Below are 21,976 nucleotides of genomic sequence, written 5' to 3' on the forward strand. Positions count from 1 at the left end.
GACTATCTATCTACTAGTAGATGCGAGCCTGAAAAGCGACCTGCCGGAAGCCACTGATACCGAATTGACGCGATCCCGAAACATCGCCATCCAGGAGCCCACCATGAATGCCAAGTTCGCCAAGACCCTGATCACCGCCGCCACCCTTGCCGCCGCGTTTGCCGGCGGCGTCGCGCAGGCCGCGGGCGTGCAGGACAGCAGCTTCGCCGGTGACAAGTACGGTTACCAGTTCCGCGTCGGCAAGACCGATGCCTTCACCGACGGTGCCCGTACCGGCAACTTCGACCCCTTCACCGAAGGCGCCCGCGCCGGCAAGTTCGATCCGTTCACGGAAGGCGCGCGCGTCGGCAAGTTCGACCCGTACACCGACGGCTTACGTACCGTTGCAGGCCTGGATCGCAGCGGCGTGTCGTCGCAACCGGGCCGCAGCATTGACCCGTACACCGACGGCGCACGCGTGGGCAAGACCGATCCCTACACCGACGGCTTCCGCACCGTGGCTGGATTGGACCGCAGCGGCGTGTCGTCGCAACCGGGCCGCAGCTTCGACCCGTACACCGACGGTGCGCGTGTTGGCAAGGCTGATCCGTACACCGACGGCGCCCGCACCGTGGCTGGCCTGGACCGCAGCGGCGTGTCGTCGCAACCGGCCCGCAGCTTCGACCCGTACACCGACGGTGCACGCGTAGGCAAGGCTGACCCGTACACGGATGGTGCCCTGGCCTGATCGCTTCCGGCCCTGAGGCCGGCGGCCCAACCCTACACGGCGGCGCTCCCGGTGAGCGCTGCCCGATGGAGTCCATCATGAGTTTGCGTGACAGCATCCTGCTGCTTGGCGGATGGCTTGTGCTTTGCGTGACGAGTGGCTCGATGATCACCTTCGCCGCGCAGGTCCTGCCTGGCTAAAGTACATGCCCCGATAGCTAGGGAATTACCCGAGCCTCGGGGCATTTCAACTTGAGCGCCTATCTTCGCGTAGATACACTGCTTTCATGAAAACGCAATCCGTACGCGAGCAACTGCTCGAGCACACCCTGGTCCTGATCCGACGCCGTGGCTTCAACGGCTTCAGCTACCGCGACCTGGCGGAGCTGGTCGGGGTCAAGACGTCGAGCATCCACTACTACTTCCCGAGCAAGGACGACCTGGTCCTGGAGGCGGTGAAGGAGTACAGCGCGCGCATGACCGAGCGCATCCGCGCCATCGACACCACCTTGCCGGTCACCGAACAGGCGGCGATCTACTTGGCGCCGTTCCGCGCCAGCTGCGGCTCGGACCAGATCTGCCTGTGCGGCATGCTGTCCACCGAGACGCTGTGCCTGCCCGAAACCGTGCACAAGATGCTGCAGGGTTTCTACCTGCTCAACGAGCAGTGGCTGGCCGGGTTGCTGGAACGCGCGCAACCGCAGCGCAGCGCACCGTTCCCGGTGCCGCCGCCGCGCCTGGCGCAAGTGGTGTTCGGCTCGCTGCAGAGCGGGCTGATCGCGGCGCGGCTGTTCGGTACTTCCGATCGGGTCGAGGCCGCGGCCGATACTTTGATGGCGGCCGTCTCCGGCTGAGTTTTTCGCGCATATCAGTGGCGCGCTCAAAGCCGCCATGTGGCTTATGCTGCATGGCGGCTTTTTTATCGGGCGCCATCAGGTGCGCGGCCACGGACTCTTGATCCGTCAATTAACGTCATAAAAACAAAGACATAGGCGGGACGCTGCGGTACCTATCAACGCGATAGAAAACTTTTTCCTTGACTATCTACCTAGTAGTAGATAGTATTCAGGCCATGGAAGCGACGCAGCGCCCCAAACCAGCAACAAAGCGCGGCACGGCGACGATCCCATTGCATGACCGGAGGCGGTCATTTTTTCAGGACCGGTTATCTATCTACCAGTAGATGCGGAATGAAAAAACGACAGCCACAGCCACTGATACCGACTGACACGATCCAGAACATCGCCCCCAGGAGCCCATCATGAATGCCAAGTTCGCCAAGACCCTGATTACCGCCGCGACCCTTGCTGCCGCCTTTGCTGGTGGCGTGGCGAATGCCGCGGGCGTGAAGGACAGCACCTTCACCGGCGACAAGTACGGCTATGAATTCCGCGTCGGCAAGGCCGATGCCTTCACCGACGGTGCCCGCACCGGCAACTTCGACCCGTTCACCGAAGGCGCCCGTACCGGCAACCTCGACCCGTTCACCGAAGGCGCACGCGTCGGCAAGCCCGATCCGTACACCGACGGCGCTCGCACGGTCGCAGGTCTGGACCGCAGCGGCGTGTCGTCGCAACCGGGCCGCAGCATTGACCCCTACACGGATGGCGCACGCGTCGGCAAGGCAGACCCGTACACCGACGGCGCTCGCACGGTAGCAGGCCTGGATCGCAGCGGCGTGTCGTCGGAACCGGGCCGCAGCATTGATCCGTACACGGACGGCGCCCGCACGGTCGCCGGCCTGGATCGCAGCAACGTGTCGTCGCAACCCGGCCGTAGCATCGACCCATACACGGACGGCGCACGCGTGGGCAAGGCTGACCCGTTCACCGACGGCGCCCGCACGGTCGCCGGCCTGGACCGCAGCAACGTGTCGTCGGAACCGGGCCGCAGCATCGACCCGTACACGGACGGCGCCATCGCGTGAGAGTCGGCCGGCCTGGTGCCGGCCACCTGAATCTGCCGGGCCGCCAGCATGCGGCCCGACTCAAAGGAGTTGATCATGCGTTGGCTTGACACTGCGCTGATCCTGGGCGGATGGGTAGGGCTTTGCCTTGTGAGCGGGTCCCTCATCACGCTGATCGCACAAACGCTGCCGGCCTGAACCACCGGCGGCAAGACGAGGAACTGGCCCCATGAAATCCCGATCCGTACGCGACCAACTGGTCGAACACGCGCAGGTGCTGATCCGCCGTCGGGGTTTCAACGGCTTCAGCTACCGCGACCTGGCCGAGCTGGTCGGGGTGAAGACCTCCAGCATCCACTATTACTTCCCGTCCAAGGACGACCTGGTGCTGGAAGCAGTGCGCGAGTACAGCACGCGCATGCAGGCGCGCCTGCGCGCCATCGACACCAGCCTGCCCCCAGCGGAACAGGCGCGGCAATACCTGGTGCCGTTGCGTGCGGGCGCAGGCACCGACCAGGCCTGCCTGGTCGCCATGCTGTCGGCGGACGTGCTGGCGCTGCCCGAGGCGGTACGCGCAGTGATGCAGGACTACGTCCGCTTCAACGAGCAATGGCTGGCACACTTGTTTGAGCGCGCCGCGGCACAGCGCGAGACGCCGTACCTGGAACCGCCGCAGCAGCTCGCACAAGCGGTATATGGCGCGTTGCAGACCGGCCTGATCAGTGCGCGGCTGTTCGGCTCGGCGGATCGGCTCGATGCCGCCGCTTCGCTGTTGACCAGCACCATGCCGGTCGAACCGGCGTTAGCCGACGCCTAGCATCACCCGGGCCGCCGCGTCGCACAGCCACTGCGGATCGTCGTGGGGCAGGTCGTGGCCGGCCCAGTGGTGTGTCAGCAGCGGTGCGCCCCAGGCCTGCGCGATGCGTGTGGAACACACCGGATCGACCAGGCGATCGGCTGCGGACGCAACCAGCAGTACCTTGCAGCGAGGCGCGCTTGCGGGCGCGCGATAGCGTGCCGCAGCCAGCAACTGCGCCAGCGCCGACTGCCGGCTGACCGGCGCATCGGCGGCGATGGCCTTCCACGCATCGATATCGCCCGCCAGCGTATCGGCACGCGCGCAGGTGATGGCGTGAATGGTGCGCTCGCAGAGTTCGCGGTCGTGCCAGCGCTGCACCACGCGCAGCAGCTTGCCCCAGTTGCGCGGGCGCAGCCGCTGCGCCGGCGTGCAGAACGGCCGCATGCTGGTATTGATCAGCACCAGCGCGCCGACTTCCTCCGGATGCATGCCCGCCCACTCGGTCGCGACCATCGCGCCGAGCGACATCGCCAGCACGCGGTAGGGCCCGTGTGCACCGGCATCCGGCAACTGGCGCCGCACCGCGCCAACCATTTCCCGCACACCCCAGGGCGCCGGCTGCGCCGACAGCGCGCCGTTGCCCGGCAGGTCCGGCAGCAGCGGACGCCCAAGCCCGGCCGCTTCCCATTGCGTCGGCAACGTCCCCCAGTGGCGCGATTCGCGCGTCAGTCCCCTCAGAAATACCCATCGACCCATGGATCGGCCCATCGCGTTCATTGCGGCGGCTCCTTCTGCCAGTGCGCGCGCGCCTGCTGCAGCAGCAGCTCGCGCTGCGCGCCGCGCGGCCGCCACCGTTCGGGCGCAAACGCGATCCGGCCCAGGAAGTCGAACAGGCTGACGTGCCGGCGCAGCACGCGCGCGGTGCGGTGCGCCTTGATCGGGTTGAAGATGCCTTCGCGTGAGAACAACTGGCGCGGGTTCTTCTTGATCCACAGCCACGAGCCCAGTTCCAGCGTCATCGGCAGGAACAGGTTGCCCGGCTGAGCCAGGTCGTAGGCATGGTCCCACAGGTCGCCATGCAGCAGGTACTGGTGGCTTTGTGGCTCGAAGGTATAGCCGTGGTGCGGATGGGCCTGCTCGAACAGCGTCTTGAGCAGGTACATCTCGGCCAGGTGCGCCATCGGCCGGCGCGTGCGCGCGTACGGGAACCAGATGCTGTCGCGCCAGCCGTAGCCGGAGTGGCAGTCGACCGCAAAGCTGAGCGGGCGCGGCAGCAGTTCTTCCTGCACCACGCGCAGCAGTGCGCGGCTTTCCACTTCCATCGGTGCGCCGGCCGGGCCGCGGTACCACGGCAGCCAGGCGCCGATACGTTGTCCGCCGGCGAGGAAGGGCACGCGCGCATCGGCGTCCTGCGGCCCGTTGCGCATCAGGTCCACCCCGTTGGGGTTGGCGCGGGTGCCGGCCCACATGCCGCCCGGGTTGACGATCGGCATGAACACCAGCCGCACCGCCTGCAGCTCGCGGTGCAGCAGTTCGTCCCACGCCAGCCGGCACAGCAGCGAGCGCAGGTAGTCCAGCACCAGCTGCGTGCCGATCCGTTCCAGCCCGTGGATGCCGCCGAAGATGCCGATCGCGGGCGCCGCCGGATCGCGGCTGCCGAGCGTGGCCACATGCACGGCGAAGCGATGGCCCTGGACCGTGGTTTCGCAGATCACGCGGGTATCCAGCACGTGGCTGCCGGCGTCCAGCAAGGACAGCAGCTGGTCATACTCAGGAAAGCCGGCGGCGCGCGCGATCATGCAGTTCAGGTTAGTGGCAATGCGGCGTCCGCGCCAGCCGATGCCGGCAAGGCTGGCGCGGCGCGGTGACCACGCAGTAATGAACGCAGCAAGATTTCCCATAGCGGCATCGGCGCTTTGCGCATGCGCGGATCTTCAGGCAGCCTGCGCCTCGGTGGCCGGCTCGGTCAGCGCCACGCATTCCAGGAATGCGCCGACGAGGCGAGTGTCGCGCCGGCTCTTCAGGCAATAGAGATATTCATGGAGTACCGGCGCACCGTGGGCGAATGCCACCACCCGCAGCCGCGGGTCGCGCGGCACTTCGCCCAGCGGTACCACGCTGGCGCCCAGGCCCAGCCGGATCGCCTCGTAGATCGCCTCGCGGCTGCCGATCACGGTGTGCGGCGGCAGCTCCTGCCCGCAGGCGGCCAGCGCATCCTCGGTAGCCTTGCGCGTCATCGAGCCATGCTCGCGCACCAGCAGGTGGCAGCCGCGCAGCTGCGGCAGCTCGACCTGCGCGAGCCGCGCCAGCGCATGGTCCGGATGGACCACCAGCACCATCGGGTCCGACGCCAGCCGGATGCGCGCGAGGCGCTCGTCATCGACCGGGTGCGACGACACCGCCGCGTCGATGCGGTACTCGAACAGCGCCTCCAGCATCTGCTGCGAGTTGCCGATGTCCAGGCTCACCTCGATCGCCGGGTAGCGCCGCCGGAACGCCGCCACCGCGCGCAGGATGTAATAGGGTCCCGTGGCGCCGACGCGCAGGTTGCCAAAGCGCAGGTTGCCGGCGTTGCGCAGCAGGTAGTCGGCATTGCCTTCCTGCTGCATCAGCTGCTCGACCACCGGCATCATCGCCACGCCCACGTCGCTCAGGTCGACGCGGCTGGCGCGGCGGTGGAACAGTTCCACGCCGTAGGTCTCTTCGAGCTGGCGGATGCGGCCGGTCACCGTAGGCTGGCTGACGCGCAGCTGCCTGGCAGCCATGGTGATGCTGCCCTGGCGCGCCACTTCAAAAAAGGTCATCAGCAGGTCGCCAAGCATGGTCATCCGCACGGTTGTGGAGGAAGTGGACCGGACAGGTCCGGACGACCGCGCAGTCTAGCGGGCCAATATGACAAAACGGCTACGCCCGCCCCGGCCGCGAGGGCCGGGGCGGGCGCACTGCTTCGCGCCAGGCGCGCGCGGGTCAGCCGATCACCCCCATCGCCGGGTCGGACACGCTGTCCTTGCCAGTCTCGATGCGCCCGGCAAAGCGCCGCGTAAAGCCGCCCTGCGTGGCGCTGACGGTGAAGTCGTACCAGTTGCCCTGCCGGCCCACTGGCCAGTGCTGGTCGAGCTGCTTGCCGGCCGGGATCTCGAAGGTCCACGGGCCGTCACTGCGGTAGGCATTGGGCCGCACGGTGAAGGTGCAGGGCGCGCTGCCGGTATTGATCATCGTCAGGTACACGGCCGCGTTGGCGATGTCGTAGCAGACGCGGATCTCCGGCATGCTGGCATCGGCTGGCGTGACCGCGGCCACGTCGCCGCGAAAGGCGCGGTGGAAGCCATTAGGGCCAAGTACCCACAGGTCGTACTTGCCGCTGTCGGCGGCAAAGACGTCCCAACTGCCATGCAGCTCCTTGCCCGGCTCGACCAGGTAGCGGCGCGGCACGCGGTCCAGGTGCAGGCGGTCGTAGACGTGGAACACGGCAGCGGCCGTGCCGGTATTGGCGAACAGCAGCCACAGCCCGCGGCTGTCGCGGGCGTCTTCCCGGGCGCTGACATGCAGCTCGTAGGGCAGGGCGCGCGACGGGCGCGTGCCGGTGTCCTGTTGCGGCATCTGCTGGCTGCCCGCCGCGGGCAGCGGTACCTGCGGCAGCACGCCCTGCGCGGTACGGATCGCGTCGGCGCTGGCCTTGTCGCGATTCGGCAGCGAGGGCAGCGGGTTGGCGTTCGGGCTGACGAAGTTGAAGGCCGAGGTCAGGTCGCCCGCCACCGCGCGGCGGAAGCCGCTGATATTGGGCTCGGCCACGCCGAAGCGGGCTTCCAGGAAGCGCAGCACCGAGGTGTGGTCGAACACCTGCGAGTTGACCCAGCCGCCGCGGCTCCACGGCGACACCACGTACATCGGCACGCGCGGGCCGGGCCCGTAGGGATGCTTGTCGACGTGGTATTCGGGCGCGACGTCTTCCGGGGCGAGCGTGGTGGCGCCGGCCAGCGTATCGCCGTCCCAGGCCGGTGCGCACGGCGGCGGCAGATGGTCGAAGTAGCCGTCGTTCTCGTCGAAGTTGATCAGCAGCACGGTCTTGCTCCAGACCGCGGGGTTGGCCGTCAGCGCATTGAGTACCTCCTGCGTGTACCACGCGCCCTGCACCGGGCTGGACGGCCCGGGGTGCTCCGAGTACGTGGCCGGCGCCACGATCCACGACACCTGCGGCAGCTTGCCGGCGGCTATGTCGTCGCGCAGCGCCTGCAGGAAGCCGCCGTCCGGCATGGTGTTGGCCACGCCCTTGAGCAGCGGACTGATGGTGTCGTCGGCGCTGGTGTACGGCGGGTAGGGGCTGCCGTTGGCCTGGTTGCCGCGCGCGGCGTTTGCGTCGCGGTATTGCCTGAAACCCGCGAGCGGGTTGTCGGTGAAGTTGTCCGGCATGTTCTGGTAGACCTTCCAGCTCACGCCGGCCGTGTCCAGCCGCTCCGGGTAGGTCTTCCAGGTATAAGGCGGGGCCGAACCCGTGAACGAATCGCCGCTGTTGTCGATCACCGGGCCGCCGTGCGCGCCGCCGGGGTCGTTGGTGCCGGTCCAGTGGAACAGGCGGTTGGGGTTGGTGCCGCCGTGGAAGCTGCAGTGGTAGGCGTCGCACAGGGTGAAGGCATTGGCCAGCGCCACCTGGAAGTCCAGTTCGGCCTCGGTGTAGTAGCCCATCGACTGGGTCTGCTTGTAGGTCGGCCACTTGTTCATGCGGCCCAGGTCCCACGCGTTCTGCGCATCGGGGTAGGAGTGCGGCGTGCCGCTGACGCGCTGCGCGTTGCCGGCGCTGCTGTCGAGGTGGTACGGCAGCACGGTGCGGCTGGTGCCGCCGTTCACATAGGTCTGCTGCAAGACGTTCAGGCCGTCCGCCAGCGGGATCGGGAAGCGGTCGCCAAAGCCGCGCACGCCGCGCAGCGTGCCGAAGTAGTTGTCGAACGAGCGGTTCTCCTGCATCAGGATGACCACGTGCTCGACATCGTGGATGGTGCCGGTGGCGTTATTGGCCGGGATCGCCAGCGCACGGCGGATGGCAGGCGGAAAGGCGGCCAGCGCGGCGGTGGCGGCGGCGCTGCCACCGGCGAGTTTGAGGAAATTGCGTCTGCTTTGCGGGTTCATGGATTCTGTGCCGGGTAGTTGTTCTGGAAGGGACGACAGGCCGGGCCCGTATTCAGGGCGCGCAGCGCATCTGCGGCTTCACCGCAGGCGTCTCTCCGGGCCGGTCACTGCCGTTCCCCTGTCCGGGGTTGCCGCCGGTGCCGGGAGCGCCCGGCGTGGCCGGCGCTGCATTGGGCGAGCCGGTGGTGGCGCTGTCGTCGGAGTCGCCGCCGCAAGCGCTCAGCGCCGTGCACAGCAGCAGGGCAGCCAACCAGTGGGGCCGGGCCAGGGTGGAAGGTCGGAAGGTCATGGTTCATCTCCTGCAGGGATCGGTAGCGTGGCGCCCGCAGAGTAAGAACCTGGGTTGTCACCGTGGTGACAGAGAGGCAAAGAATGCTGATGGAGCTATTCAGATTCTTGGAGGCATTGCAGACAAGGCAGGCGTGACAAGGCCGCGCGGGGCGTATGCGCCGCGCGGCAGAAGGAGAAAATCAGGGCGGTGTGAAACGTCAGCTACGGAAGCCGACGCCCTGCATGATCATCCGCAGCACCCACGCGGCCACGCCGAGCGCCGCGACGCTGGCCGCCCAGATCAGCACCAGCCAGCCGACACGGCGCAGCCAGGTCGATGCGCCGGGACGTTGCGCGCCCATCAGTGGTAGCCCTCGCCGTGGCGGACCTTGCCGCGGAACACGTAGTAGGCCCATACCGTGTACATCAGGATGAAGGGGATGATGAACAGCGCCCCGACCAGCGCAAAGCCCTGGCTCTGCGGCGGCGCGGCGGCGTCCCAGAACGAGATATTCGGCGGGATGATATTGGGCCAGACGCTGATCGCCAGCCCGCTGTAGCCGAGGAACACCAGCCCCAGCGCATACATGAACGGCGAGATGTTGGGCTCGCGGCGCAGCGCGCGCATCAGCATGAACATGCACAGCGCCACCAGGATCGGCACCGGCGAGAACCAGAACAGGTTGGGCAGCCTGAACCAGCGCTCGGCGATCTCCGGGTGCGTCAGCGGCGTCCACAGGCTGATCACCGCGATCACCGCCAGCAGCAGCCAGGCGAGCGTGCCGGTCAGCTTGATCATGCGCTGCTGCAGCTCGCCCTCGGTCTTCATGATCAGCCAGGTGCTGCCCAGCACGGTGTAGGCCACCACCAGCCCCAGCCCGCAGAACAGCGGGAACGGCGTGAGCCAGTCCAGCGGCCCGCCGGCAAAACGGTGGCCCTCCATCTTGATGCCATCGATATAGGCGCCCAGCGCCACGCCCTGGAAGAAGGTCGCCGTGGCCGAGCCCAGGATAAAGGCCGCATCCCACACCGGGCGCTCGCGATCGTTGGCCTTGAAGCGGAACTCGAACGCCACGCCGCGGAAGATCAGCCCCAGCAGCATCAGCATCAGCGGCAGGTAGAGCGCGCTCAGCACCACCGAGTACGCCAGCGGGAATGCCGCCAGCAGCCCGGCGCCGCCCAGCACCAGCCAGGTCTCGTTGCCGTCCCAGACCGGCGCGACTGTGTTCATCATCACGTCGCGGTCATGCCGGTCCGGCACGAACGGGTAGAGCATGCCGATGCCCAGGTCGAAGCCGTCCATCACCACGTACATCATCACGCCAAAGAAGATGATGACGATCCAGAGAAGGGAGAGATCGATGCCCATGGTGTCAGCTCCGGCTGCGTGCAACGGGGGTGGGGGCGAGCACTTCGTCGTCGTCCACGGCGGACAGCGGCCGGGCCGGCGTATGCCCGCGCCCGGGCCCGCCTTCCGGCTTGAGTTCCTCGATCGCCGGCCCCTTGCGCACCAGCCGCATCATGTAGGCGATGCCCACGCCGAACACGAAGAAATACGCCACCACGAAGATCGCCAGCGTCACCGCCAGCTCGGGCACGCCGTGCGGCGACACCGCATCGGCGGTGCGCTGCAGGCCGTAGACGACCCACGGCTGGCGCCCGATCTCGGTCGTATACCAACCAGCGAGGATCGCGATCACGCCGGTCGGTCCCATCCACAGCGCCATATGCAGGAAGCCGCGCGCACGGAACATCCTGTCCTTGCGCCGCAATAACAGGCTCCATATGCCCAGCAGGATCATCAGCAGCCCCAGCCCGACCATCACGCGGAAGGACCAGAACAGGATGGTGGAATTGGGCCGGTCCTCGGGCGCGAACTCCTTCAGCCCCTTGATCTGCCCGTCCCAGGTATGGGTCAGGATCAGGCTGCCCAGGCGCGGCACTTCCACCGCGAAGCGCGTCTCCTCGCGCGCCATGTCGGGCCAGCCGAACAGCAGGAGCGGCAGGCCTTCATGGCCCTTGTTCTCCCAGTGGCCTTCCAGCGCGGCGATCTTGGCGGGCTGGTGCTTGAGCGTGTTCAGGCCATGCAGGTCGCCAATCACGGCCTGGATCGGCGCGACGATCAGCAGCATCCACATCGCCATCGACAGCATCTTGCGGATGGCGGGGTTGTCGCGGCCGCGCAGCAGGTGCCATGCGGCGGAGGCACCGACGAACAGCGCCGTGGCCAGGAACGCCGCCACGCTCATATGCAGCAGGCGGTAGGGGAACGAGGGGTTGAAGATGACTTCGAACCAGTTGGTCGGCACCACGCGGCCGTCGATGATCTCGAAGCCTGCGGGCGTCTGCATCCAGCTGTTGGACGCCAGGATCCACGTGGCTGAGATCAGCGTGCCGAGCGCGACCATCACCGTGGCAAAGAAATGCAGCCCCGGCCCGACCCGGTTCCAGCCGAACAGCATCACGCCCAGGAAGCCAGCTTCCAGGAAGAACGCCGTCAGCACTTCATAGGTCAGCAAGGGGCCGGTGATACTGCCCGCGAACTCGGAGAAGAAGCTCCAGTTGGTGCCGAACTGGTAGGCCATCACCAGCCCGGACACCACTCCCATGCCGAAGTTGACGGCGAAGATCTTGGACCAGAAGTGATAGAGGTCGCGGTAATGCGTCCGCTGCGTTTTCAGCCAGCAGCCCTCGAGCACCGCCAGGTAGGCGGCCAGGCCGATGGTGATCGCGGGAAAGACAATGTGGAAAGAGATGGTGAAGCCAAACTGGATGCGGGCGAGGTCGAGCGCGGTCAAACCAAACATGTCGTGTTCTCCGTGGCGCTGGCCTGACGCACGCCTTGGACGGCGCGGCGCTGCCGATGAGGCAGGCCGGGCCAGTCGGCAGGGCGCGCCGGGGCGCGGGCCGTAGGCGCGTGCGGTAAAGCGTAGTGTACGCCGCGCGCCGCGCAAAGTGCAGCATGGCAGCACGCGGCGGGCGGGCGACATTTCGCCGCATGCGGTCGCATTCGCCGCTTATGCACACCGTCAGTCCTGCTTGCCGATGCAATGCTAACCAAGCGCGCGTTCGCGGAACAGCATCACCTCAATGGAAAAACACCGTATCAGTTTTGCGCGCTGCAGCAGCACCGTCGGCTGACAAGGTGAGTAATGAAGTGCATAGTCACGCGCTTTGCCGTCCTCGCTGCCCATATGGATTCCACCTTGCTGATCGTGATCGCCGGCGCCGCCGTGGCCGGCTTTGTCCAGGGCCTGTCGGGCTTTGCCTTCGGCATGGTGGCGATGTCGTTCTGGGCCTGGGCGATCGAGCCCCGGCTGGCGTCGGCGATGACGGTGTTCGGCGCGCTCACCGGCCAGTTGCTGGCGGCGGCATCGGTGCGGCGCGGGCTGTCGTGGCGGCGGCTGTGGCCGTTCGTGGCCGGCGGCGTCTGCGGGATCCCGCTGGGCGTGGCGATCCTGCCGATGCTCGACGCGCAGTGGTTCAAGGCCGTGCTCGGCGGCTTCCTGACGCTGTGGTGCCCGGTGATGCTGATGGCGCGCCGGCTGCCACATATCGGCGTGGGCGGCCGTGTGGCCGATGGCGTGGCCGGTGCGGCCGGCGGCGTGATGGGCGGCATCGGCGGCTTCACCGGCGTGATCCCCACGCTGTGGTGCACGCTGCGCGGTTTCGACAAGGACGAGCAGCGCGCGGTGATCCAGAACTTCAACCTCGCCACGCTGGCGGTGACGATGGCCACCTATGTCGGCAAGGGCATCGTCACGCGCGAGATGCTGCCGATGTTCCTGGTGGTGGCGCCCGCGATGCTGGTGCCGTCGCTGCTGGGCGCGCGGCTCTATCTCGGCATCAGCGAGGTCGCTTTCCGCAAGGTCGTGCTGTCGTTGCTGACGGCGTCTGGGGTGGCGCTGCTGGCGACGTCGGTGCCGGTGCTGCTGGCGCGCGGTGCGAACTAGTCCAGCGCCTTTTTTCAATCCGCAGCGATGAAGACGTCGCGTGCGAGGCCGCGCGCTATGCGTTCTTGACCTCCACTGCAGCCTCGCGCAAGCACGCCACCAACTGATCCGCACTGAGCGACGGCGCACGCTCCCGCAGGGTGATGATGCCCACTGGCGGCAGGTCCACCGGCACCTCCATCGCCAGCACATGCAGCCGGCCTTCGGCCTGTAGCGCCCGTGCCACCGATGCCGCCATGAAGCCCGCGGCATTGCGCTGGCTGACGAAGGTGGACAGCGCGAGGTAGGACGACGACTCGATCACGTCCTGCGGCGGATGCAAGCCGTAGCGGTAGAACGCCTGTTCGATCTTCACGCGCAGCGAGGCCCACGGCGGCGGCATGACACAAGGCATTTCCGCCAGGTCGGCCCAGCCGGGGCGCGCCTTGCGCGCGAGCTTGTGGCCGCGCTTGACAACAACCACCATCGGTTCGTCGTAGAGCGCTTCTGTCAGCAGGTCGGGCGCCGCATAGCCGGGCTCGAGCCGGCCGACGATCAGGTCCAACTCGCGCAGCCGCAGCTTGGGCAGCAGGTGGGTGAGATCGCCTTCCTCGACCAGCACGGTGGCGCGCGCATGGCGGTCCTTCAGCATTCCCACGGCCCGAGCCAGCAGCACCGGCAGCGCCGCACCCATGGATCCCACGCGGATGCGGCCCGACGCGCCGCTCTCCGCCGCGGCGATCTCGTCGCGGGTCTGCTCGTACTGCGCCAGCACCGAACGCGCAAAGCGCACCAGCGATTCCCCCGCGGGCGTGGGCTCGGTGCCGCGCGTTGAGCGCGTGAACAGCGTCAGCCCCAGTGCCTTCTCGACCTCAGTAAGCACCTTGGACACCGCCGGCTGGCTGACCGACAGGAACTCCGCGGTGCGGCCGAGATGGCGGAACTCATCCAGCGCCACCAGCAATTGCAGGTGGCGCAGCTTGATATTGGAGCGCAGCGCGCGATCGATCTGGACCATGCCTGGAGTCTACATAACTATAGGGTTATGAAGCAATGCCAGTTATTGATTGGATTGTTATGTTCGTTCGAGCCAGAATTCGGGCATGAAGAAGCCGGCTGCGCCGGCCTCGCCCATAATCAAAACATCGGAGACACCCGCAAATGACTCAAGGACTCCCCATCGATCTGAAGCGCCGCAACCTGCTCATTGGCGCTGCCGCGGGCGTTGCTGCCGGCTCCGCCGGTGTACTGCTGCCGGCTGGCCGTGCGCTGGCGGGCGAGTATCCCGAGCGCCCCATCACGTTTATCTGCCCGTGGCCGGTCGGCGGTACCGCCGACCAGTCGATGCGCGCGCTGTGCCAGGTGGCCGGCGGCATCCTCAAGCAGTCGATCGTGGTGGAGAACCGCGCCGGTGCCTCCGGCATGATCGGCACCAAGGCGCTGGCGCGCGCCACGCCGGACGGCTACACCATCGGCCAGATCCCGATTTCGGTGACGCGTTTCGCGCAGCTCGGCATGCTGCAGCTGGATCCGCGCACCGAGCTGACCTACCTGGCGCGCACCTCGGGCCAGACCTTCGGCATCGCGGTGCCCACCAACTCGCGCTACAAGACGCTGCAGGACGTGGTGGCCGCAGCCAAGGCCGATCCTGGCAAGGTGACGTATGCGCACGCCGGCATCGGCGGCGCCACCCATGTCGGCATGGAACAGTTCGCGCTGGCCGCAGGCGTGCAGTTCAACGCGATCGCCTACAAGGGCGGCGCGGCCGCGCTGCAGGACGTGCTGGCCGGACAGGTGGAACTGCTGGCCGATTCCAGCTCGTGGGCGCCGCACGTGGAAGCCGGCAAGCTGCGTCTGCTGGCGACCTGGGGCGAGCAGCGCGCGTCGCGCTTCAAGGACACGCCGACGCTCAAGGAGCTTGGCTACAACGTGGTGGTGGAAGCGCCCAACGGCATCGGCGCGCCCAAGGGCCTGCCGCCCGCGGTGGAGAAGAAGCTGCGCGACGCCTTCCGCGCCGCGGTGGCGAGCAACGAGTTCAAGCAGGTGGCCGCGCGTCTCGATGCGCCGGTGATGTACCTGGACGGTCCCGACTACAAGAAGTACGTGGCCAGCGTCTATGACCAGGAAACGCAGCTGATCAAGCGCCTCAAGCTCAAGGAACTGCTGCAGCAAAGCTGAGCCGGAGGCGAACTCCGAGCCTTGCCGCAGGCGACCCCGAGCCTGGCCACAGGCGAATTCCAAGCCTGGCCGCAGCGTACAACTAGCGAACCCCAAGTGAATCCCAATCCCGTCATCCGCCTGCACGCCAACGACAACGTGCTGGTCGCGCGCAACGACCTGTCCCTGGGCCAGCAACTCGCCGATCCTGCCGTGCGTGTGCGCGCGCAGGTCCCGGCCGGGCACAAGATTGCCGCCTGCGCGATCACGGCCGGCACGCCGGTGCGCAAGTTCGACACCGTGATCGGCGTGGCCGCGCGCGATATCGCGCCGGGCGAGCACGTGCATTCGCACAACCTGACGCTGGTCGACTTCTACCGCGACCCGGCGTTCTGCCAGGACGTGCGTCCGGTCGACTACGTGCCCGAGGCGCAGCGCGCCACCTTCAACGGCTTTGTGCGTCCCGACGGGCGCGTGGGCACGCGCAACTTCATCGGCATCCTGTCGTCGGTCAATTGCTCGTCCACCGTGATCCGGCAGATCGCCGCGCATTTCACGCCGGAGCGGCTGGCGGCCTATCCCAACGTCGACGGCGTGGTCGCGTTCGCGCAGACCAGCGGCTGCGGCATGTCGTCGCCGAGCGAGCACTTCGATGTGCTGCGCCGCACGCTGGCCGGCTATGCACGCCATCCCAACCTGGCCGGCGTGCTGATCGTCGGGCTGGGCTGCGAGCGCAACCAGGTCGCTTCATTGGTCGAATCGCAAGGGCTGGAGCCCGGGCCCGCGGTACATACGCTGGTGATGCAGGACACCGGTGGCACGCGTGCCACCATCGCGGCCGGCATCCAGGCGATCGAATCGATGCTGCCGCTCGCCAACGCGGCGGTGCGCCAGCCGGTGCCGGCCAGCCACCTGAAGATCGGCCTGGAATGCGGCGGCTCGGACGGCTTTTCCGGCATCAGCGCCAATCCCGCGTTGGGCGCGGCGATGGATCTCCTTGTGCGCCATGGCGGCACGGCGATCCTGTCGGAGACGCCGGAGATCCACGGCGTGGAGTTCATGCTGACGCGCCGCGCGGTGACGCCCGAGGTCGGCCAGAAGCTGCTGGACCGGCTGGCCTGGTGGGAGCGCTATACCGCCGGCCACAACGCGCAGTTCAACGGCGTGGTCGGCCATGGCAACCAGCAAGGCGGCCTCGCCAATATCTTCGAGAAGTCGCTGGGCTCCGCGATGAAGGGTGGCACCACGCCGCTGCAGGCGGTGTACGAGTATGCCGAGCCGATCGACCAGGCGGGCTTTGTCTTCATGGACTCACCCGGCTACGACCCGGTGGCGGTGACCGGCCAGATCGCCAGCGGCGCCAACCTGATCTGCTTTACCACCGGCCGTGGCTCGATGTTCGGCTCCAAGCCGGCGCCGACGATCAAGCTTGCTTCCAACTCCGCGATGTTCAATCGGCTGCAAGAGGACATGGACATCAACTGCGGGCTGGTGCTCGACGGCGAGCTGACCGTACCGCAGATGGGCCAACGGATCTTTGAATACATCCTGCGCGCGGCCTCCGGCGAGCCCACCAAGAGCGAAGCCCTCGGCCTTGGCGACAATGAGTTCGTGCCCTGGCACATGGGCATCGTCAGCTAGTTGCCGCACCTCACCTCCTTCTGCTTACACCGATGGCCCTGTCTCTTGCCGATGCTGCGCTGCTGCGCAGCCAGAACCTTATTGACCACCAATGGCGCGATGCCGGCCTTGGCCGCCGCCTGCCGGTGACCGACCCCGCCACCGGCGAGACCTTTGCCAGCGTGGCCGACAGCGATGCCGGCGATGCGCGTCTCGCGGTCGATGCTGCTGCGGCGGCGTTTCCGGCATGGAGCCGCCGCCCCGCACGCGAGCGCGCGCAGCTGATCAAGCGCTGGCATGCGCTGATCCTTGCACACCAGGACGACCTGGCCTACATCATTTCGACCGAGCAGGGCAAGCCGATCCACGAAGCACGTGGCGAGGTGCAGTATGGCGCCTCGTACGTTGAATGGTTCGCCGAAGAAGCCACCCGCATCTGCGGCGATATCGTCGCGGAAGCAGTGCCGGGCCGCAAACTGCTGGTCCTGAAGGAGCCGGTCGGCGTGGTGGCAGCCATCACGCCGTGGAATTTCCCGCTGGCGATGATCGCCCGCAAGATCGCCCCCGCGCTGGCCGCGGGTTGCACGGTGGTGGCCAAGCCCGCGGAAGATACCCCGCTGACGGCCCTGGCGCTGGCGTGGCTGGCGCAACAGGCCGGCATCCCGGCAGGCGTGCTCAATATGGTCACCGCGTCGCGCGAGCACACGCCAGACGTGGTCGATGCCTGGCTCGCCGACAGCCGCGTGCGCAAGATCACCTTCACCGGCTCCACGCCGGTGGGCAAGCACCTGGCGCGCGAATCGGCGGCCACGCTGAAGAAGCTTTCACTGGAACTGGGCGGCAACGCGCCGTTCATCGTCTTCGAAGACGCCGACCTCGATGCCGCGGTCGACGGCCTGATGGCCTCCAAGTTCCGCAACGGCGGCCAGACCTGCGTCTGCCCGAACCGCGTCTATGTGCATGACGCCGTGCACGACGCCTTCGTCGAGCGCCTGGTGCAGCGCGTGGGCGCGCTCCATGTTGGCCCGGCGACGGAAGAGGGCGCGCAGATTGGCCCGATGATCAACGCCCGCGCCGTCGACAAGATCGCGCGCCATGTCGAAGACGCTGTCGCCAGGGGGGCGCGCGTGGTCACCGGCGGCAAGCGCGTGCGCACCGCCGACGGTCCGCACTACTACGCGCCGACGGTGCTGATCGACGCCACGCCGGCGATGGAGCTGTCGTGCGAGGAAACCTTTGGCCCAGTCGCGCCGATCTTCCGCTTCCGCGACGAAGCCGACGTGATCCGTGACGCCAACGACACCCCGTTCGGCCTCGCCGCGTATTTCTACTCCAACGACATCCGCCGCATCTGGCGCGTGGCGCAGGCACTGGAAACCGGCATGGTCGGCATCAACGAGGGCGCGATTGCGGCCGAGGCGGCACCGTTCGGCGGCGTCAAGGAATCCGGCTACGGGCGCGAGGGCTCGCGCCACGGGCTGGACGACTACATGCATACCAAGTACCTTTGCCAGGGCCAGCTTGGCTGACGCGCCGGGCGAGACAGCAAACCGAACAGGAACCACCATGCCCGCAAACAATCCCTTCAAGGCCGCACTGGCCGCACGCCAGCCACAGATCGGCCTGTGGCTGTCAATGGCCACGCCGTACCTGGCGGAAGTCTCGGCCACTGCCGGTTTCGACTGGTTGCTGATCGACGGCGAACACGCCCCCAATGACCTGCAAACGACACTGCATGCCCTGCAAGTGCTAGGCTCGTACCCGTCCCAGCCCGTGGTGCGGGCCGTGTCCGGCGAGGTGCCGCTGATCAAGCAGCTGCTGGATATCGGCGCCAAAACTTTGCTGGTGCCGATGGTCGATACCGCGGAACAGGCCCGCACGCTGGTCAGCGCCACGCGCTACCCGCCGCAGGGTATCCGCGGCGTGGGCAGCGCGGTGGCGCGTGCTTCGCTGTGGAGCTCGCGCACCGACTACCTCGACGTGGCCGACGATGAAGTCTGCCTGCTGGTGCAGGCGGAAACCGTGAAGGCACTGCAGAACCTCGAAGAAATCTGCGCGGTCGATGGCATCGATGGCGTCTTCATCGGCCCGGCCGACCTGGCCGCCTCGATGGGCCACCGCGGCCGCCCGGGCCACCCGGAAGTGCAGGCGGCGATCGAAGGCGCGATGCGCACCATCATCGCCAGCGGCAAGGCCGCCGGCACGCTGACCTCCGACCCGGCGCTGGCGCGCCGCTACCTGGAGCTCGGCTGCACCTTCGTTGCCACTGGTGTCGACGTGCTGATGTACGCCAACGCCGCGCGCAAGCTCGCCGCGTCGTTCCGCGAGCAGCCCTCGGACAGCGCCGCGGACAAGCCGTCCGCCGCGTACTGACCCGCATCCCATTCAAGGCCTACACATGTCCGCTGAAATCCAGACCCCCGACACCACCTTGCGCGCGATGCAGGCCATCGTCGGCGAGAACGCCTGCCGCAGCGGCGACGCCGACACCCAGGCCTATGTCACCGACTACCGCGGCATCTATCGCGGCAAGGCGCAGGTGGTGGTGCTGCCGTCATCGACCGAGCAGGTCAGCCAGGTGCTGCAGTGGTGCCATGCGCATCGCGTGCCGGTGGTGCCGCAGGGCGGCAATACCTCGCTGATGGGCGGTGCGGTGCCCGACGACAGCGGCACCGCCGTGGTCGTCAACCTGAGCCGCATGAACCGCGTGCTGGGCATCGACACCATCAACGACACCCTGACCGTGCAGGCCGGCGTCACGCTGAGCGCAGCGCGCGGCGCCGCGGAGGCCGAGCAGCGCCTGTTCCCGCTGCGCATCGGCTCCGAAGGCTCGTGCCAGATCGGCGGCAACCTGTCCACCAACGCCGGCGGCACCGCCGTGCTGCGCTACGGCAATATGCGCGACCTGGTGCTCGGCATCGAGGCGGTGCTGCCGGACGGGCGCATCTATTCATCGCTGCGCGGACTGCGCAAGGACAACACCGGTTACGACCTCAAGCACTTGTTTATCGGCGCGGAAGGGACGCTGGGCATCATCACCGGTGCGGTACTGAAGCTGATGCCGCAGCCGCGCAGCAGCGCGGTGGCCTTCGTCGCAGTGCAGGACCCCGCCGCCGCGGTGGCGCTGCTGGGCGAGGCCAAGCGCCTCTCTGGCCAGGCCGTGACCGCGTTCGAACTGATCTCGCAGCCAGCGCTCGAGCTGGTGCTGGAATACCTCGGCAACGTCGCCTCGCCGCTGCAGGACAGCCACCCGTGGATGGTGCTGATCGAGCTGACCTCCGGCACCGATGCCGAAAGCCTGAACGCCACGCTGATGGAGATCCTTGAATCCGGCTTCAGCCAGGGACTGGTGCGCGACGCCGCCGTGGCCGCGAGCCTCGCCGATGCACAGACCTTCTGGCGCATCCGCGAAGAGATCTCCGACGCGCAGACCCGCACCGGCGGCAGCATCAAGTGCGACGTCTCGGTGCCGCTGTCGCGCATTGCTGCCTTCGTCGAAGAGGCCTCCGCCAAGGTGCTGGAACTGGCACCCGATGCGCGCATGGTGATCTACGGCCATATGGGCGACGGCAATGTCCACTTCAACCCACTGCGGCCCAAGGACCAGCCCGCCAAGGAATTCCTGGCGCAATGGTATGAGCCGGTCACGACGCTGGTCGACGGGCTGGCGCACGCCGAGAACGGCTCGATCTCGGCCGAGCATGGCATCGGCGTGATCAAACGCGACGACCTGACGCGCTACAAGTCCCGGGTCGAGCTGGAGCTGATGTGGCAGGTCAAGCAGGCGCTCGACCCGCTGAACCTGCTCAATCCGGGCAAAGTGCTGCCGCCGCTGGGGCAATAAGCCGCCCTGAATCCCGCGCGCCGCAGGGGGCAGGGCGCGCGTAGCAAGAATCGCCCATCTCGGCTAAGGTGTCAGTTCCAGAACGCGCGGAGCCGGGGCATCGTCGCACCGTATCCGGCACACCACGGCCGACACCGGCCGAGATAACGATGAGCGCCCAAGCCCCCACCTCAGCCTCCGCCCCTCTCGAAAAACCCGAGCTCGACTACCCCTGCGGCGACGCGCCCGAACCCGGCCGCGCCCACGAGATCGCCCCCGGCGTGCTGTGGCTGCGCATGCCGATGCCGCTCGGCCTGAACCACATCAACCTGTGGGCCATCCGCGACGGCCACGGATGGGCCGCGGTCGACTCCGGCCTGCAGACCCCCGAGACCGCGCAAGCCTGGCGCACGCTGTTCGGCAGCGCCGGCGCGCTCGCCGGCGGCCTGACGCGCCTCTTCGTCACCCACATGCACCCCGACCACGTCGGCATGGCCGGCTGGCTCACGCGCAAGTTCGGCTGCCAGCTGTGGATGACAAGGCTGGAATACCTGATGTGCCGCGTGCTGGCGGCGGATACGGGGCGCGCGGCGCCGGACGAGGCGATCGAGTTCTATCGCAAGGCAGGGTGGGACGACGAGGCGATCGAGGTGTACCGTGCGCGCTTCGGTGGCTTCGGCAAATACGTCCATGCCTTGCCGGAGAGCATCCGCCGGCTGACCGATGGCGACGTCGTGCGCATCGGCGCGCACGACTGGCAGGTGATCGTCGGCACCGGCCACTCCCCGGAACATGCCTGCCTGTATTGTCCGGCGCTGAAGGTGCTGGTGTCTGGCGACCAGGTGCTGCCGCGCATTTCCTCCAACGTATCGGTGTTCCCGACCGAGCCCGATGCTGACCCGATGCAGGACTGGCTAGCCTCGCTCGACAAGGTACGCGCCACTGTGCCGGACGACGTGCTGGTGCTGCCCGCGCACAACGAGCCCTTCCGTGGGCTGCATGCCCGCATCGACTATCTGCGCGCCAGCCAGTTGCAGGCGCTCGACCGACTGCGTGGCGCGCTGGCGGAGCCCAGGCGGGCGGTGGATGTGTTTGGCGAGCTGTTCTCGCGGCCGATTACGGGGAGTGGCGGGTTGCTGGGGATGGCGACGGGGGAGAGCATCGCGCATTTGAACTATTTGCTGGAGCGGGGGGAGGTGGTGAGGGAACGCGGTATCGACGGCTGTTATTGGTATCGGCGGAAATAAGGGAAAAGATACCCTCTGATCTCTTGATTGGCCGTGGCCTGCGACATTATGTCGGGGAGGTCGCAGGAGAGCGTGGCCTAGGGAGAACCCTAGGCTGTGCCGTGGGGTAACTTAGACTCCAGGGTGGCGTAAAAATCCGGTGTGTAGTGCGATATATAATGTAGTAATAAAAATACATTAAATATAATTGGAAGTCTGTGTTTTTTTATCGATTATTCCAGTGAGAAGTTTCACTGATTATTTCCGTTTCGTGCGTCAGAAGGTTCTGAAGTTGTAGGCGGATTTAATTTCGGCGTGATTCCTATTTTCCTTGATTATAGCTACGAGCCGGCGTACGGCTGAGAGCCTTGCCCCGCGCGGGTTCTGAGGTGTGCATAATAAGCCGCTCGGGCA

The 21,976-nt window shown here is 67.1% G+C and carries 20 protein-coding genes; 11 read left to right on the top strand and 9 right to left on the bottom strand.

Translation table 11 applies throughout. The features are described 5' to 3' along the window. The first annotated feature begins 103 nt into the window (after positions 1-103). The 4 genes from AC10V3_RS26790 (at position 104) to AC10V3_RS26805 (ending at position 3,428) form a co-directional block, all read left to right on the top strand. Entirely contained in the window at positions 104-727 is a 624-nt protein-coding gene (locus AC10V3_RS26790) for a copper resistance protein CopQ (RefSeq protein ID WP_490924254.1), read from the top strand. Positions 728-992: 265 nt separating this feature from the next. Next, positions 993-1,559 (top strand): TetR/AcrR family transcriptional regulator, encoded by a 567-nt coding sequence (locus AC10V3_RS26795; RefSeq protein WP_022538387.1) that lies wholly within the window; start codon positions 993-995, stop codon positions 1,557-1,559. Between the two features lie 407 nt (positions 1,560-1,966). Further along, positions 1,967-2,632, top strand: coding sequence for a copper resistance protein CopQ (locus AC10V3_RS26800; RefSeq protein ID WP_490924255.1), 666 nt, complete (start codon positions 1,967-1,969; stop codon positions 2,630-2,632). A 208-nt stretch (positions 2,633-2,840) separates the two neighbouring features. Next, positions 2,841-3,428 (top strand): TetR/AcrR family transcriptional regulator, encoded by a 588-nt coding sequence (locus AC10V3_RS26805; protein ID WP_022538390.1) that lies wholly within the window; start codon positions 2,841-2,843, stop codon positions 3,426-3,428. On the opposite strand, the gene AC10V3_RS26810 is transcribed toward AC10V3_RS26805, so the two are convergent. The 8 genes from AC10V3_RS26810 to AC10V3_RS26845 form a co-directional block, all read right to left on the bottom strand. Then, positions 3,414-4,166 (bottom strand): alpha/beta fold hydrolase, encoded by a 753-nt coding sequence (locus AC10V3_RS26810; protein ID WP_490924318.1) that lies wholly within the window; start codon positions 4,164-4,166, stop codon positions 3,414-3,416. The two genes, AC10V3_RS26805 and AC10V3_RS26810, sit on opposite strands and share 15 nt — an antisense overlap. Before the next feature lie 17 nt (positions 4,167-4,183). Next, the gene (locus AC10V3_RS26815) at positions 4,184-5,209 is read right to left on the bottom strand and encodes a M14 family zinc carboxypeptidase (RefSeq protein WP_454753549.1); all 1,026 of its coding nucleotides are present in this window, start codon (positions 5,207-5,209) and stop codon (positions 4,184-4,186) included. A 135-nt stretch (positions 5,210-5,344) separates the two neighbouring features. Then, on the bottom strand, positions 5,345-6,232 hold the full coding sequence (locus tag AC10V3_RS26820) for a LysR substrate-binding domain-containing protein (protein WP_041682041.1): 888 nt from the start codon (positions 6,230-6,232) through the stop codon (positions 5,345-5,347). Positions 6,233-6,377: 145 nt separating this feature from the next. Further along, the gene (locus AC10V3_RS26825; RefSeq protein WP_490924256.1) at positions 6,378-8,534 is read right to left on the bottom strand and encodes a phosphocholine-specific phospholipase C; all 2,157 of its coding nucleotides are present in this window, start codon (positions 8,532-8,534) and stop codon (positions 6,378-6,380) included. Positions 8,535-8,586: 52 nt separating this feature from the next. Beyond that, positions 8,587-8,823, bottom strand: coding sequence for a hypothetical protein (locus tag AC10V3_RS26830; protein ID WP_490924257.1), 237 nt, complete (start codon positions 8,821-8,823; stop codon positions 8,587-8,589). A 199-nt stretch (positions 8,824-9,022) separates the two neighbouring features. Beyond that, positions 9,023-9,166, bottom strand: coding sequence for a DUF2474 domain-containing protein (locus AC10V3_RS26835; protein ID WP_022538396.1), 144 nt, complete (start codon positions 9,164-9,166; stop codon positions 9,023-9,025). Beyond that, on the bottom strand, positions 9,166-10,173 hold the full coding sequence (gene cydB / locus AC10V3_RS26840; protein WP_022538397.1) for a cytochrome d ubiquinol oxidase subunit II: 1,008 nt from the start codon (positions 10,171-10,173) through the stop codon (positions 9,166-9,168). The genes AC10V3_RS26835 and cydB overlap by 1 nt, the downstream gene beginning before the upstream one ends. Before the next feature lie 4 nt (positions 10,174-10,177). Then, complete coding sequence (locus AC10V3_RS26845) at positions 10,178-11,611, bottom strand: cytochrome ubiquinol oxidase subunit I (RefSeq protein ID WP_022538398.1); 1,434 nt, start codon at positions 11,609-11,611, stop codon at positions 10,178-10,180. Between the two features lie 387 nt (positions 11,612-11,998). Between AC10V3_RS26845 and AC10V3_RS26850 the strand changes: the two genes are divergently transcribed. Beyond that, positions 11,999-12,757, top strand: coding sequence for a sulfite exporter TauE/SafE family protein (locus AC10V3_RS26850; RefSeq protein WP_490924319.1), 759 nt, complete (start codon positions 11,999-12,001; stop codon positions 12,755-12,757). A 55-nt stretch (positions 12,758-12,812) separates the two neighbouring features. Here AC10V3_RS26850 and AC10V3_RS26855 read toward each other — a convergent pair whose 3' ends face one another. Then, positions 12,813-13,754 carry a LysR substrate-binding domain-containing protein gene (locus tag AC10V3_RS26855; protein WP_454753027.1) on the bottom strand — a complete coding sequence of 314 codons (942 nt, stop codon included), beginning with the start codon at positions 13,752-13,754 and terminating at the stop codon, positions 12,813-12,815. 143 nt (positions 13,755-13,897) lie between these two features. Between AC10V3_RS26855 and AC10V3_RS26860 the strand changes: the two genes are divergently transcribed. The 6 genes from AC10V3_RS26860 to AC10V3_RS26885 all read left to right on the top strand — a co-directional run bounded on the left by AC10V3_RS26860 (position 13,898) and on the right by AC10V3_RS26885 (position 21,583). Further along, positions 13,898-14,914, top strand: coding sequence for a tripartite tricarboxylate transporter substrate binding protein (locus AC10V3_RS26860; protein WP_490924258.1), 1,017 nt, complete (start codon positions 13,898-13,900; stop codon positions 14,912-14,914). Between the two features lie 96 nt (positions 14,915-15,010). Next, positions 15,011-16,534: a UxaA family hydrolase gene (locus AC10V3_RS26865; protein WP_022538402.1), complete on the top strand. Its 1,524-nt coding sequence runs from the start codon at positions 15,011-15,013 to the stop codon at positions 16,532-16,534. A gap of 32 nt (positions 16,535-16,566) precedes the next feature. Then, positions 16,567-18,042, top strand: coding sequence for an NAD-dependent succinate-semialdehyde dehydrogenase (locus AC10V3_RS26870; RefSeq protein ID WP_490924259.1), 1,476 nt, complete (start codon positions 16,567-16,569; stop codon positions 18,040-18,042). A gap of 37 nt (positions 18,043-18,079) precedes the next feature. Continuing rightward, positions 18,080-18,886 (top strand): 4-hydroxy-2-oxoheptanedioate aldolase, encoded by an 807-nt coding sequence (gene hpaI / locus AC10V3_RS26875; RefSeq protein ID WP_022538404.1) that lies wholly within the window; start codon positions 18,080-18,082, stop codon positions 18,884-18,886. Positions 18,887-18,911: 25 nt separating this feature from the next. After that, complete coding sequence (locus AC10V3_RS26880) at positions 18,912-20,357, top strand: FAD-binding oxidoreductase (protein ID WP_490924260.1); 1,446 nt, start codon at positions 18,912-18,914, stop codon at positions 20,355-20,357. Positions 20,358-20,506: 149 nt separating this feature from the next. After that, positions 20,507-21,583: an MBL fold metallo-hydrolase gene (locus AC10V3_RS26885; protein WP_490924261.1), complete on the top strand. Its 1,077-nt coding sequence runs from the start codon at positions 20,507-20,509 to the stop codon at positions 21,581-21,583. The last annotated feature ends 393 nt before the right edge of the window (positions 21,584-21,976 follow it).

This window comes from Cupriavidus sp. PB-02 (assembly GCF_058252315.1).